The sequence below is a fragment of the Acetobacter aceti NBRC 14818 genome (assembly GCF_000193495.2).
In the GTDB taxonomy this organism is placed as follows: domain Bacteria; phylum Pseudomonadota; class Alphaproteobacteria; order Acetobacterales; family Acetobacteraceae; genus Acetobacter; species Acetobacter aceti.
This window is the reverse complement of record NZ_AP023410.1, coordinates 1455590-1468179: the sequence shown is the minus strand read 5'-3', so window position 1 is coordinate 1468179 and position 12590 is coordinate 1455590. Positions and strand designations below refer to the sequence as shown.

Here is a 12590-nt window from a genome sequence, read left to right as displayed (position 1 = left end):
CTGACGGATTCATGGCCTTTGGACTGCTCCGAGCCTGCGAGAAAGCGCCCGTCGATGTCAGCCCATCATACCCTCCCACGCCTGTATCTCCCGGCGGATGTTCCGCTGACTGGCGAGGTTGTCATACCGATGTCTCCCGAACAGGCCCGGTATCTTGGGACCGTCCTGCGCAAAGGGGAGGGGGACGCCGTCAGGGTCTTCAATGCCCGGGACGGGGAATGGCTGGCCCGTATCGTGTCCGTCAGAAAGGACAAGGGCTCTTTCACGATCACGGAGAGACTGCGTCCTTTCATTGATGAGCGCGGCTGCACTCTCGCTTTTGCGCTTTTAAAGCGTGATGCGACAGACCTCGTCATCCGGATGGGGACAGAGCTTGGCGTATCGCGCTTCGTGCCACTGATTACTGAACGGACGGTCGGCCAGCGGGTGAATGAAGCACGGCTCGAATCGATTGCCATTGAGGCCGCCGAGCAGTGCGAGCGGCTGACAGTTCCGCAGATTTCCGCTCCGGTGCGTCTGGTTGATTTTCTGGGAGCATGGCCTGCTGAAAAACGCCTTTTTGTTGCCGTAGAACGACTTGAAAGCCAGACGGAGACGCAGAAAACCGGGAGTGACCTTTCCGCGAATCCTTTTGCAGGAGCAACGGATGGGGACGGTATTCTGACGGGTCCGGAGGGAGGTTTCAGTCGGGGGGAACTTGACGTTACGCTGGCGCGCCCCTTTGTTACGTCCATCACATTGGGAAACAGGGTCCTGCGCGCCGAGACAGCCGTCGCCGCCGCGCTCTCCCTGTTCGATTCCCAGCTCCGAAATATCTGAGGTCGGGACGCAAGCCCGATCGCCCCTGAGTGGAAGCACAGAAGCCCGATGTCGAATCCTGCCGATCAGGACACCCGCCCCATCACATCCACACGCGATCTCGTGGATGTTCTGGCCGCAGGAAACAAGCCCCGTGATCTCTGGCGGATCGGCACAGAGCATGAAAAATTCGGTTTCGTCCGGCCTGAAGCCGCAACACCAGAACGTCCGGCCTTTTCCTCTCCGGACTATGAGCATGAAGGGATCGGCGCGCTCCTGAAGGGCGTCGAGCAGCAGGGCGACTGGACACCCATTACGGATGGGCCTGCTGTGATCGGGCTGAAAGGCGCCGGGGTCAACAAGGGAGCGGCCATTTCGCTGGAGCCCGCCGGTCAGTTCGAACTGTCAGGCACGCCGCTGGCCAGCCTGCACGAGACACGGGTAGAGCTGGAGCGTCATTTCGATATGATCCGCGCTCCTGCCCGCGCCCTCGGGCTCGGCTTCGCGCCGCTCGGTTTTCATCCCTTCGCCACACGCGCCTCCCTGCCGTGGATGCCCAAGAGCCGTTACGCGATCATGCGGTCCTACATGCCGAAGGTCGGCACGATGGGGCTCGACATGATGCAGCGGACCTGCACCGTGCAGGTCAATCTCGATTTCTCATCCGAGGCGGATATGGTGCGCAAGATGCGCGTCTCCCTCGCGCTCCAGCCCGTTGCGACTGCGCTGTTCGCCAACTCACCGTTCTATGAAGGCAAGCCGAATGGCTGGCTATCCAATCGGGCGCAGGTCTGGACCGATACGGACAACGCCCGCTCCGGTATTCCGGCCTTCTGCTTCGAGGAAGGCTTCGGTTTCGAGCGCTATGTCGACTGGGCGCTCGATGTGCCGATGTATTTCATCGTGCGCGACGGGAAGCTGATTGACGTGTCCGGTCGGTCCTTCCGGGCGTGGCTCAATGGCGAGAGACAGGATGGTCTGGAGGGTCTGACGCCGACCATCGGTGACTTTGAAGATCATCTGACGACCCTGTTCCCGGATGTGCGTCTGAAGCAGTTCCTCGAAATGCGTGGGGCCGATGCGGGATCGGCCGAAATGATGCTGGCGCAGTCTGCTCTGTGGGTCGGATTGCTTTATGACGATGCAGCGCTGGCTGCTGCGGAAAGCCTTGTGCGCGAGCATGACTGGGAGACATACCGCGTGCTGCGTGGCGATGTGCCGGCCCGCGCCCTGAACACGCCGTTCGGTAGCGGAACGGTGCGCGATGTGGCTGCCCGCATGGTGGATATCGCTGCTCAGGGGCTGCGCGCCCGGGCGCTGCACAATGAAGCCGGACAGGATGAAACGGTGCTGCTCGCACCGCTGCAGGCGCTTGCGGCAGGTGCGCCGACGCAGGCCGAGCGCTGGCTGGAATGCTATAACGGGCCGTGGGCGGGCGACGTGAAGCGGATCCTTCTGGAAGCAGAAGTCTGACATTCAGACTTTCTTTTCAGATTGGGCGATACAGAATGTTGAAGGTAAAAAGTAACCTGTAGAAGGATGCGTTTATGGTGCGGCCCTGCCCCGATCCCGGAGCCGCGACAAAGACAGTAACGGATGACCGGCGGTCCGTCCGGTTGCGTCTGCTGGAGACGTCGGATCTCCATATGTTTCTGCGCGGATGGAATTATTATCAGGCTGAAAAGGATCATGGTGTCGGGCTTGCCCATATCGCCACCCTGATCCGGGCCGCCCGCGATGAGACGCCGAACTGCCTGCTGTTCGATAACGGCGATACCTGTCAGGGATCGCCGGTCGGTGATTTCATGGCCGGAGGCAAGGGCGGTGAGGCTGCCCATCCGATGATCCGGGCGATGAACCTGCTCGGATACGATGCCGCCACGATCGGTAATCATGAGTTCAATTACGGGCTGTCCTTTCTCAGGGAGCAGCTCAAGGACGCCGCCTTTCCGTTAGTCTGCAGCAATGTCACACTCTGCAATGGCGCTCCGCTTCTGCCACCGTCTGTCGTGCTGGAGCGGGAGGTCATCGACAATCGCGGCGAGAAGTGCCGCCTGCGGATTGGTGTGGTCGGCTTTGTCCCGCCGCAGATCATGGTGTGGGACGCCATCCATCTGCACCAGCAGGTCATGGTGATGGATATGGTGGATGCCGCGCGGCAGATCGTGCCCGAACTGCGGACCCGGTGCGATCTCATCGTGGCGCTCTGTCACTGCGGCATCTCGGCGGAACCGCGGCAGGGGGGAGAAGAGAACGCGGCGCTCTATCTCGCGGAAATCGAAGGCATAGACGCGCTGTTGCTGGGGCACACCCACCATGTCTTTCCGGGCGTGCATCATGACGATCTTCCGGGTGTGGATGCTGTGGCCGGAACGCTGCACGACGTGCCTGCCGTCATGCCCGGTTTCTGGGGCAGTCATCTGGGAGTGATCGACCTGATGCTTCGCCAGACGGAGGGGGGCTGGATCTGCGAGGATTTTCAGGTGGAAGCCCGCCCTGTCTGTCGTCGGGAAGACGGGCACGCCCATGCGCTTGTTCCGGAAGACCCGGCCATTATCCAGGAGGTTCAACCGGAACATGAGGCGACAATGGCCTGGATGGATGAGCCTGTCGGCTGGACATCCGTCCCGTTGAACAGCTGGTTCACCTTTCTGGGGACTGACCCGTGTCTCGCATTGGTAAATGCAGCACAGATGGCGTTTGCCCGCCCTTTGCTGGCGGGAACGGAGTGGGAAAATCTGCCGCTGCTGTCAGCCGCCGCGCCCTTTCTTGCCGGCGCGATGGCGACGGACGCCTTTGTGAACATCCCGGTCGGTGAACTGACGATCCGCGATCTGGTGAGTATCTATCCCTTCGCCAACACTCTGAGCGTAGTCCGCTGTAGCGGCGCTGATCTGAGCGAATGGCTGGAACGCTCCGCGACCGTCTTCAATCACGTCATGCCGGAACAGGAGATGGCCCAGCTCCTGCTGAATCCGGTGCCTCCGGTTTACACGTTCGACGTGATTATGGGGGACGCCATAAGTGGCGCTCTGACCTATACGATCGATATCAGCTCTCCCCGTCGCTACTGTGAGCAGGGGCGCCTCGTCGATTCGTCGGCCAGACGCATCCATGATCTGTGCCTCGACGGACGCCCTGTTGAGGACGGACAGATGTTCGCTGTGGTGACGAACAACTACCGTGCTTCAGGCGGAGGGCATTTTCCGGGTACAGGCAGGGATCGGGTAATTGTCACGACGCATGAGCATAATCGGGATCTTCTGGTTCGTTATGTCAGGCGGCAGGGCTGTCTTTTGCAGCCTCATGCCGGGAACGGGTGGCGTTTCAGACCGCTCCCCTTTGATGCAACGGTCTGTATCGACCTGCCTATAAGCGCGTCTATCGCTGCCAGCCAGCGCGGTGATCTGACCTTTATGGAGCCAGTGGAGGGCGGTAGCCGGTATCGGGTCGGACGGCCTCATTTCTACACATGAAAACGTAGTCCGTTTTCCTCTGAGCGACCGCTCAAAGGGAGGAAGTTGGCCTGAACGGTCCGAACCGGCTTGACGTGCGCCGCGCCTCCGCCCATTCCTGCGCCATCATGCGTGTCGCCGCCATTCTTCTCGCGGCCGGGACCGGCAGCCGTTACGCCGCCGCAACCGGCTCCACCACCGCCAAGCAGTTCATCTCGCTTGCCGGTCGCCCTGTCATTCGCCATGCCGCCGAGGCGCTGGCCCCTCATGTCGCGCTGATCCAGCCCGTCGGTGATGTCGCATCGCTGACCGAAGCGTTGGACGGCATGACGACCCTGTTGCCCGTCGCGGGTGGCAGGGAGCGTCAGGACAGTGTCCGCGCGGGTCTCGAGGCTCTAGCCGCCCTGCCGGAATCCGAGCGTCCCGACGTCGTGCTGGTGCATGACGGCGCACGCCCTTATGTGACCGCCTCCGTGATCGAAGGCGTTCTCAAGGCGCTGGAAGAGCATCCGGGAGCTATCCCCGCCGTGCCGGTCGCTGATACGCTCAAGCGTGGCGAAGATGGCGTCATCACGGACACAGTGTCGCGCAAGGACCTGTTCCGCGCCCAGACGCCGCAGGGCTTCCGTTTCACTATTCTGCTCGACCTGCATCGTGCTGCTGAAACCTCTGGCGATTCCACGGCCACTGACGACGCCCTGCTGCTCGAATCCGCCGGTTTCAGCGTGGCGCTCACACCTGGTTCCGAAGACAACATCAAGCTGACCTATGAGGAGGATCTGGTGCGCCTCGAACGCCTGATTGGCCCCACCCTGCTTCCCCGCACCGGCTTCGGCTACGATGTCCATGCTTTCGAGGAAGGCCGTCCGCTCATCATGTGCGGCATCAATATCCCGCACGATCGCGGTCTCGCCGGTCATTCAGACGCGGATGTCGGCATCCATGCGCTCTGCGACGCCATTTATGGCGCGCTGGCCGAGGGCGATATTGGTCGTCACTTCCCGCCCAGCCAGAACGAATGGAAAGACGCGGATAGCGCCCGCTTCCTTGTCCATGCTGGTGAGCTGGTCCGCAAGAAGGGCGGCATGCTGGTCAACGCCGACCTGACCCTGATCTGTGAGCGTCCGAAGATCGGTCCGCACGCACAGGCGATGCGTGAGCGTCTGGCCTCATTGCTTCAGGTTGATGTGGACCGGATTTCGGTGAAGGCCACCACGTCCGAGCGGCTCGGTTTTACGGGACGCGAAGAAGGAATTGCCTGCACGGCAACGGCGACAGTGCTGGTTCCGTAAGCCAGAAGTAGCGATCGAATCCCTATGTGGTGAGGTGTGTCTTTGCCTCACCACGTTCAGGAATATTGAGAAATTTTTCTCTGTTTTCATTCTCCAGACTGATCTGAAAGATAAAACTGCCAATAGAACCGTTGACGTGATTTTTGGTCAGTTTTGTCCTGCGCATACAAATGATAGATCGAATCTGGGCGGGATTTCCGGCTCATTATATTGAAATACTTTAGTTTACAGGCCGCAACTTGGTTTCCATGTGCCTGTTGAAACATCCTGTGCGCCCTGTGCTGAATTCCTGGCCGTCTGCAAAAATGAATTCATCTGTTGTTCGAACATGTTTGCGCAATCACCATGACCAGTATTGCGTAGCTCTGTAGCGCACGTGCGCAGCATTTCAGCACCAGCCATGTTTATACAATATGAAGCGTTTTCTACATTTTGTATGCCATTGTTCTGATCAATTATGGCTTTGTATTTGTTGACTACAGGAGTCGCTTTTTGCTCTGCCTGAGCGCACGCTGGAAGACGCGGGCAGGTCTGACTGTAAGCACGGTTTCCAATCATCAGAAACACACAGAAACACAAGCTTGGGACGATACGCATTTTTGTCTGTCCTTTCAGGACTGGACTGTGAAGTGTTGTCGTGAATGGTGATCATAAAGTAATGGAACTGTATAGAATCAATTTATACGGATTTTCATGAAGATGAGTGTGACAAACTTTGTACAAATTTGAAGATGCTGAGACCGGCTCAGCCTGTATGCAGGGTCATCATGTCCGCAATAGCATCGCATGCGAGATGGGTGGCGCGAGACAGATGGCGTGTGCGGTCACATGCCAGAGCCAGGGTGAGGGGAGGTATGTCTGCGCCGACAAGCGGGACAAAAGCCAGTTGTCCGTCTGTGACTTCAGACATCACGTCCAGATAGCTGAGAAAACCGATACCGATACCAGCCCGGACGAGTGAAATGATCATCTGTACATTATTCGCCCGTGCGGCCACGGCGGGTGTCAGGTTGGCTGTCGCTGTCAGTCGGGCAAAGACAGAGGCAAGAGCAAGCGGCTGTTCCGCGATAATCATCGGATAACCGGCGCACTCGGCCAGCCTGACCGCAGACTGCTGAACCAGCGGATGATCAGGGCGACAGACGAAACCGAGAGGGAAGGTGTTCTGCCGGATCACCGTCAGATCACGGGTTTCCTCCGGGTCGAGAATGAGCGCGAGATCGCCTTCTCCGGACAGAAGAGCCTCGCAGAGTCCGTGGTTGTCCCGGATGTTCAGATTCAGCACGACGCCGGGATGACTGCCCTTTATGTGCGTAACCAGATCCGGCAGGAAAGCGCGGGCGAGGGCTTCTGGTGCCAGAAGATCGACCTGACCCCGCCTTATGCCTTTCAGGTCCTCGACCTGACGGTTGATGTCCTCGAGATCCTTCACCCAGCGTCGTGCATAGGCATAAAGAATCTCGCCTGCCGCGGTGAGGCGCATGCCGCTCGGGAGACGTTCAAATAACGGCATCTGCAACTGCTGTTCAGTCAGAAGAATATGCCGGTTGATGGCGGAGCCTGCGATGCGCAGATCGTCAGCGGCCTTTCGTATGGACGCGTTGCGGGCGACGGCGAGGAAATAGATCAGAAAGCGCGAGAACGGCTGCATGCGTTCTCCTTATGAGCATGAAACATGATCAATTATGATATATCTGAGATCGGGTCGGATGTGAAATGATTTCCCTGAAAGCCGCCGCATCGTCCGGCATGTTCAGGAGACTCGTTGATGACCACAGCAACTGCTACCAGCCCGGCCGGACCCCACACCCTGCCGCGTCACATGACCTTCGAGGTCGAGGACTGGAACATCCTGGCTCGCTGCTGGCATCCGGTAGCGCTGGAACGGGAACTCGGCGACCAGCCGCTGGGTGTGACGCTGCTGGATGCTCCTCTTGTGGTCTATCGCTCGGACAGTGACATCGTCATCGCCGATGACCTGTGTCCCCATCGCGGTGTTCCGCTGAGCATGGGAAGTGGTAACGGACAGAGTATCGCCTGCGCCTATCACGGGTTTCGCTTCGGTGATCACGGACGATGCGTGAAAGTGCCAGCGCATCCTGACAACGCAATTCCCTCGAAACTCAATCTGAAGACGTATCCGGCTGTGGTGCGTTACGGCCTGATATGGACCTGCCTGAGGCCGGAAAGCGACGACATCACGATTCCTCCAATGCCACACTGGGACGATCCAGACTTTCAGCAGATCAACTGCCCGTGGATCGATATCGCCGGTTTTGCCGGACGGCAGGTCGAAGGATTTATCGATGTCGCGCATTTTGCCTTTGTTCACACGGACACCTTTGCCGACCCCGACAATCCGGTTGTGCCTCCTTACAAGACACGGCTGACGCCAGACGGGTTTGAGGCTGAGTATCGCAGCAGTGTTGGCAATTACCCCATAGGCAGTTCGGAACGGGGCCGCGCCGGGTTTGAATGGCTGCGTCATTTCCGTGTGCATGTTCCGTTCATTGCGACGCTGGAGATTCATTTTCCGGATGACGGTCGCCTTGTCATCATGAATGCAGCGTCTCCGGTTTCGGCGCGTAAAACACGGATGTTCGCGCCCATGTGCCGAAACTTCGACAAGGAACTTCCCTTGCAGGATGTCTATGATTTCAATCTGGAGGTGTTTGAGGAGGATCGAGCGCTGGTGGAGGCGCAGAAGCCGGAAAACCTGCCTCTGGACCCCACGCTTGAGGCGCATGTGACGGCGGATCGCAGTTCGATCGCCTATCGTCGTGCCCTGCGCACGATGGGGCTGAGCCAGTTCTTTACGGTCTGAGAGGAGCTGAGCCCATGTCCTCCCTGTTTCCGGTCCTTGTTGATGACGCCGTGCCGGAAGGTGACGGCTGTGTGCGTCTTCGTCTTGTCGCCTCCAACGGGGATGATCAGTTGCCCGGTTTTGAACCCGGCGCGCATGTCGATGTCGTGACGCCGTCCGGTCTGGTCCGTCAGTATTCCCTGTGCGGGTCAGCCGATGATCCCTCGGCGTACGAGTTGTGTGTGCGGCGCGAGGAAGCCTCCCGTGGCGGATCGGACTCCCTGTGTGCACAGGCGCGGAAAGGCATGGAGTTGCAGATATCCATGCCGCGCAATGCGTTTCCGTTGCCTGAAGCGCAGCGTTACGTTCTCGTTGCCGGTGGGATTGGCATCACGCCGCTGCTGTCCATGATCAGAAGGCTGGAGCGGAAAGGAGCAGACTGGCAGCTGTATTATTATGCGCGTGACCCGGAGAGCGCACCGTTCGGGGACATGCTGCGCGAGGCTCCGTACGCACAGCGTGTCCGGTTCAGCTCGAGCCTTCGCAACGGCTACCCCGATGCCCTGACCACCCCGTCCACCGGAACTGTGATCATGCTGTGCGGTCCAGATGGTTTCATGAAAGCGGTACGTGCTCGCGCCGAAGAAGCCGGATGGCCTCAGGATGCGATCCGGACGGAATATTTCCGGCCGTCCGAGACATCCATTCCTCTGACGGACCAGCCTTTTCAGGTTGTTCTTGCGCGCTCGGGGCAGGTTGTAACGGTGCCGTCGGATCAGAGTATTGCATCCGCTCTTATGGTTGCCGGGATCGATGTCAGCCTGTCGTGCGAGCAGGGAATGTGCGGGGCCTGCGTCGTGCCGATTCTGGCTGGAGAAGGTGAACACCGGGATATGGTTCTGACCGAAGAGGAGCAGGAGCACAGTATTGCCCTGTGCTGCTCCCGCAGCCGGACACCGTCTCTCACGCTGGATATGTAACCGGTCCGATCCTGAAGTGTTTCTCGGAGTTCAATTTATCGGAAAGTGATGTGTATTTCTGAATGTATAAAAATTCAGAGGAAGCTTTCCATCAAGAACCTGTCGCCTGAGCCGGTCTGATTGATCATCGTTGTTCCGTTGGGTCGGATAGGCACCTTTCGTCAGATCTGATTATTCCGGCGGCGCATTCGGGAGCTGGAAAAGCAGGCTCACTCCAGTCCGAGGACGCCGTCGACAGCCCAGTGCCACTGATAGAGCGCAAGATCGTGCATGGTCTCGCCGGCTGGTACGCGAAGGCCACCACGGTGGTCATGAATTGGTCCGGTAAAGGGAGACCAGCCCTCCAGAATGCGGGATCTCACTGCATCGGCCTGACGTCGGACGCTTTCGGGCACACGGGCGCCCCATGCGTCACGGTCCGCTCCCGCACCCAGCGGCAGGAAACAGGGCATCGGTGTCCAGCGGCCCTCCAGACGGGCGCGAACCTGATCGACATAGTGCTGCCTGAAGTCATAAACGACGGAACTGAGATAGGCGTCAGGGCCGTAGGCGCGTTCATCGTTGTTGGACATGATGGCCCAGAGTCCCCGTTTCTGGGCGAGCCTCAGATAACCAGCTTCATCCATGATTCCACACAGAACATCACAACCACTGTCGGCAAGAGCCGTCGCTGCGCTCAGCGAGGCCTGCGGATCGAACCAGGCGTTGATGGACACGACGCGAACAGTGGCATCTGGCCGTACGGAACGCGCTCCGAGCAGGTAGGCGTTGGCGCTGGCATAGACAGAGGGCAGGGGAAACGAGGCGATGTAGCCGATCTGGCCCGTGCGGCTGAGCAGCCCTGCGGCGACACCGAGAATATAGCACGGATACCACTGCGCCACATAATACCAGCTCGCATTGCGGGCCAGTCGAGTGCTGTTGCATTGTACGAAGGCGACGTCCGGCGCTTTGCTGGCGACATCCATCAGGAAATCGCCGTAATCGGCTGTGGCGAGGACGAGATTTGCGCCTTCAGCGACGAACTGCCGCAAAAGCCGCGTGGCGTCGGCTGAATAGGGTACGTTTTCGACCCATACTGTCCGCAGGCGCGGGAAGGCAGCCCTGACAGCGGCGACGGCCTCGTTGTGGACCGTACTCCACCCACCATCCGAAACAGGGCCGACATGCGCGATGGCCAGAAGGGCATCCTGCTCACGGATGGGCGGGAGCAGGGGAGGCGTGATCCAGGGGGCGGCGAGGCGTGCCAGAGCTGGATCGGGTGTGGCCGACAGTGCTCTGTTTCCGCCCAGAATACATGCGGCCAATCCGGAAGCCGTCAGGCCAAGAGCTGTGCGTCGGGAAAGGGTGGGCAAGGAAAGTGGCGCTTCAGCCATCAGATCTTGTTGAGCCAGGGAAGCATCACGTCGAGCAGGATATCGGGTGCGACGACATGCGGAGCATGTCCTGTATCAACGGAACGGATGACAGCGCCCGGAGCGAGTTCACACATCAGCTTCTGCAACGCGAAGGTGACAGAGCGGTCCTGCGTCGCCTGAACATACAGCCGGGGGATCGTGCCGTAACGCTCCGGGGTCAGTTGTGCGGTGAGCGCGCGCCCCTGTTCTCCCTGCGGTGTGAACCGGCGCGACGCAATGACGGCCGGACCGGGAACGTAGTCTTGCAGGAAAAAGGCGATGGCGGCTTCAGGCGGCACAACGGAAATTTCTTTTTCGACCGGCCAGAGAAGCCATGGGGTGATGCCCGAGGCCGTGGGGTCCTGCGGAAGAAGGCGCTGCACGACCTCGCCGAACCCCATTCCGGAGGGCAGCATCATCGCGGCGATATACACGATGCATCGCACACGCTCGGGATGGCGTTCCGCCAGAGCGGACGCGACGACGCCGCCTCCGGAATGAGCGACAAGCGTAAAGGGGCCTGTCAGACGGGAGATGATCGCATCCAGATAGGCGAGGTAACTCTCCATGGAGGCGCTCTCCGGAGGAGCGCCGTCTGCACCATTTCCGGGCAGATCGACCGGAATGGGGATGTAGCGTCCGGGAGCGCGCTGCTCCAATGCGGCGATGAATCCGTCCCAGACCCAGGAGCCCTGCCACGCTCCATGAATCAGGATCATGGGTTCAGAAGCGCTCATCGACCGTAGGTTCTCTGATACATTTCGCGGAGATGATCCTGCACCGTGATGGGGGCGTATTTCGGAGTTTCGCCAGCCGCGAGACAGCCCGGCAGACAGGAGATGACATAATCCGGGTTGCCGCTGTGGAAGAACGGCACGGAATAGCGGTCCGCACCGGATGTGTTCACCACGCGATGGAGCGTGGAGCGATAGCGGTCATTGGTCCAGCGGGCGATCATGTCTCCAAGATTGACGACATAGCTGCCGGGGATCGGGGTGGCGTGAATCCACTGATCGTCAGGCCCGCGCACCTGAAGCCCGCCGCTCGCATCCTGAAGCAGAAGGGTCAGACCACCGAAATCGGTATGCGCACCGCAGCCTTTTTCTCCGGGCAAAGGATCGGGCGGCTGAGGGGGATAATGCAGGAGACGCAGGGTGGACAGCGGTCTGAGACAGAAGCGTTCGAAATAGTCTTCGTCGAGACCAAGAGACAGCGCGATCCCGTGCATCAGCCGTTCCGCCAGTACATTCATGGCGGCGAAATACGCCGTCATGGCCGGGCGGAAACCGGCGCTGTCAGATGGCCACTGGTTGGGGCCCTGATTGAAGCCCAGTCCCGGCGTTCCTGCGGGCAGGTCTTCACCGATATAGAACCCCTCTTTCAGATCGGGAGGAGTTCCGGCTTCAAGCGTCTGGTTGCGCAACGGTTCGTAGCCGCGATTGCATGGCGAACGGGCTTTATCGAGCAGGTCCTTTTCCGCTGCCGGACGAGCGAAGAATGCCCGACTTTCAGCCAGCACGGCGTCGATCAGCCCCTGCGGGATACCGTGATCCACGCAGTAGAAAAACCCTGTATCGGTGCAGGCGTTTCGCAGGGCATCGCCAACGGCCTGACGTTGCGCGAGGTCCGACGAGCATAGACCCGAGACCTGAATAACGGGCAGCCTGTCCCTGCTGACATGGCGGGCCTGTGCGTGCATGGCGTATCCTTGGACTGACGGATGTCAGAAAGGCGAGCATAGCTGCGCATCCCGTGCTGTTCAATATTACGGTATTGCAATAAAATCTGCGTGGGGTAGGGAAACGCACGTATCAATCAGCATTTGTCGAAAATGCTCAGAGCTCTCTGCCGTAGAGTGTCGGCCA

General features: G+C 59.6%; 11 protein-coding genes. 6 read left to right on the top strand and 5 right to left on the bottom strand.

Going from position 1 to position 12590, the window contains the following annotated elements:
- The first annotated feature begins 54 nt into the window (after positions 1-54).
- The 4 genes from EMQ_RS06605 (at position 55) to EMQ_RS06590 (ending at position 5545) form a co-directional block, all read left to right on the top strand.
- Positions 55-819 carry a 16S rRNA (uracil(1498)-N(3))-methyltransferase gene (locus tag EMQ_RS06605; RefSeq protein WP_010667796.1) on the top strand — a complete coding sequence of 255 codons (765 nt, stop codon included), beginning with the start codon at positions 55-57 and terminating at the stop codon, positions 817-819.
- Between the two features lie 48 nt (positions 820-867).
- Entirely contained in the window at positions 868-2271 is a 1404-nt protein-coding gene (locus EMQ_RS06600) for a glutamate--cysteine ligase (RefSeq protein WP_010667797.1), read from the top strand.
- A gap of 74 nt (positions 2272-2345) precedes the next feature.
- Positions 2346-4274: a bifunctional 2',3'-cyclic-nucleotide 2'-phosphodiesterase/3'-nucleotidase gene (locus tag EMQ_RS06595; protein ID WP_018308285.1), complete on the top strand. Its 1929-nt coding sequence runs from the start codon at positions 2346-2348 to the stop codon at positions 4272-4274.
- A gap of 107 nt (positions 4275-4381) precedes the next feature.
- Complete coding sequence (locus tag EMQ_RS06590) at positions 4382-5545, top strand: bifunctional 2-C-methyl-D-erythritol 4-phosphate cytidylyltransferase/2-C-methyl-D-erythritol 2,4-cyclodiphosphate synthase (protein ID WP_035349998.1); 1164 nt, start codon at positions 4382-4384, stop codon at positions 5543-5545.
- A 225-nt stretch (positions 5546-5770) separates the two neighbouring features.
- Here EMQ_RS06590 and EMQ_RS06585 read toward each other — a convergent pair whose 3' ends face one another.
- Positions 5771-6142, bottom strand: coding sequence for a hypothetical protein (locus EMQ_RS06585; RefSeq protein ID WP_132012060.1), 372 nt, complete (start codon positions 6140-6142; stop codon positions 5771-5773).
- 148 nt (positions 6143-6290) lie between these two features.
- Positions 6291-7196, bottom strand: coding sequence for a LysR family transcriptional regulator (locus EMQ_RS06580; RefSeq protein ID WP_010668071.1), 906 nt, complete (start codon positions 7194-7196; stop codon positions 6291-6293).
- 117 nt (positions 7197-7313) lie between these two features.
- On the opposite strand from EMQ_RS06580, the gene EMQ_RS06575 reads away from it, so the two are divergent.
- Positions 7314-8369: an aromatic ring-hydroxylating oxygenase subunit alpha gene (locus tag EMQ_RS06575; RefSeq protein WP_010668072.1), complete on the top strand. Its 1056-nt coding sequence runs from the start codon at positions 7314-7316 to the stop codon at positions 8367-8369.
- A gap of 14 nt (positions 8370-8383) precedes the next feature.
- A complete protein-coding gene (locus tag EMQ_RS06570) occupies positions 8384-9328 on the top strand; it encodes a PDR/VanB family oxidoreductase (RefSeq protein ID WP_010668073.1) in 945 nt (314 codons plus the stop codon).
- 209 nt (positions 9329-9537) lie between these two features.
- Here the strand turns inward: EMQ_RS06570 and EMQ_RS06565 are convergent, their stop codons facing one another.
- The 3 genes from EMQ_RS06565 to EMQ_RS06555 are packed head-to-tail and all read right to left on the bottom strand — an operon-like array spanning position 9538 to position 12424.
- Positions 9538-10704 carry a BMP family ABC transporter substrate-binding protein gene (locus tag EMQ_RS06565; RefSeq protein ID WP_010668074.1) on the bottom strand — a complete coding sequence of 389 codons (1167 nt, stop codon included), beginning with the start codon at positions 10702-10704 and terminating at the stop codon, positions 9538-9540.
- Positions 10704-11462, bottom strand: a complete 759-nt coding sequence (locus EMQ_RS06560) for an alpha/beta fold hydrolase (RefSeq protein ID WP_010668075.1) — start codon at positions 11460-11462, stop codon at positions 10704-10706. The genes EMQ_RS06565 and EMQ_RS06560 overlap by 1 nt, the downstream gene beginning before the upstream one ends.
- Positions 11459-12424, bottom strand: coding sequence for an isopenicillin N synthase family dioxygenase (locus EMQ_RS06555; RefSeq protein ID WP_010668076.1), 966 nt, complete (start codon positions 12422-12424; stop codon positions 11459-11461). The genes EMQ_RS06560 and EMQ_RS06555 overlap by 4 nt, the downstream gene beginning before the upstream one ends.
- Positions 12425-12590 lie beyond the last annotated feature (166 nt).

Excerpts from the sequence above, each read along its gene's own strand:
- EMQ_RS06605 (WP_010667796.1), top strand. The coding sequence starts at position 55 with ATGTCAGCCCATCATACCCTCCCACGCCTGTATCTCCCGGCGGATGTT.
- EMQ_RS06600 (WP_010667797.1), top strand. The coding sequence starts at position 868 with ATGTCGAATCCTGCCGATCAGGACACCCGCCCCATCACATCCACACGC.
- EMQ_RS06595 (WP_018308285.1), top strand. The coding sequence starts at position 2,346 with ATGGTGCGGCCCTGCCCCGATCCCGGAGCCGCGACAAAGACAGTAACG.
- EMQ_RS06590 (WP_035349998.1), top strand. The coding sequence starts at position 4,382 with ATGCGTGTCGCCGCCATTCTTCTCGCGGCCGGGACCGGCAGCCGTTAC.
- EMQ_RS06585 (WP_132012060.1), bottom strand. The coding sequence starts at position 6,142 with ATGCGTATCGTCCCAAGCTTGTGTTTCTGTGTGTTTCTGATGATTGGA.
- EMQ_RS06580 (WP_010668071.1), bottom strand. The coding sequence starts at position 7,196 with ATGCAGCCGTTCTCGCGCTTTCTGATCTATTTCCTCGCCGTCGCCCGC.
- EMQ_RS06575 (WP_010668072.1), top strand. The coding sequence starts at position 7,314 with ATGACCACAGCAACTGCTACCAGCCCGGCCGGACCCCACACCCTGCCG.
- EMQ_RS06570 (WP_010668073.1), top strand. The coding sequence starts at position 8,384 with ATGTCCTCCCTGTTTCCGGTCCTTGTTGATGACGCCGTGCCGGAAGGT.
- EMQ_RS06565 (WP_010668074.1), bottom strand. The coding sequence starts at position 10,704 with ATGGCTGAAGCGCCACTTTCCTTGCCCACCCTTTCCCGACGCACAGCT.
- EMQ_RS06560 (WP_010668075.1), bottom strand. The coding sequence starts at position 11,462 with ATGAGCGCTTCTGAACCCATGATCCTGATTCATGGAGCGTGGCAGGGC.
- EMQ_RS06555 (WP_010668076.1), bottom strand. The coding sequence starts at position 12,424 with ATGCACGCACAGGCCCGCCATGTCAGCAGGGACAGGCTGCCCGTTATT.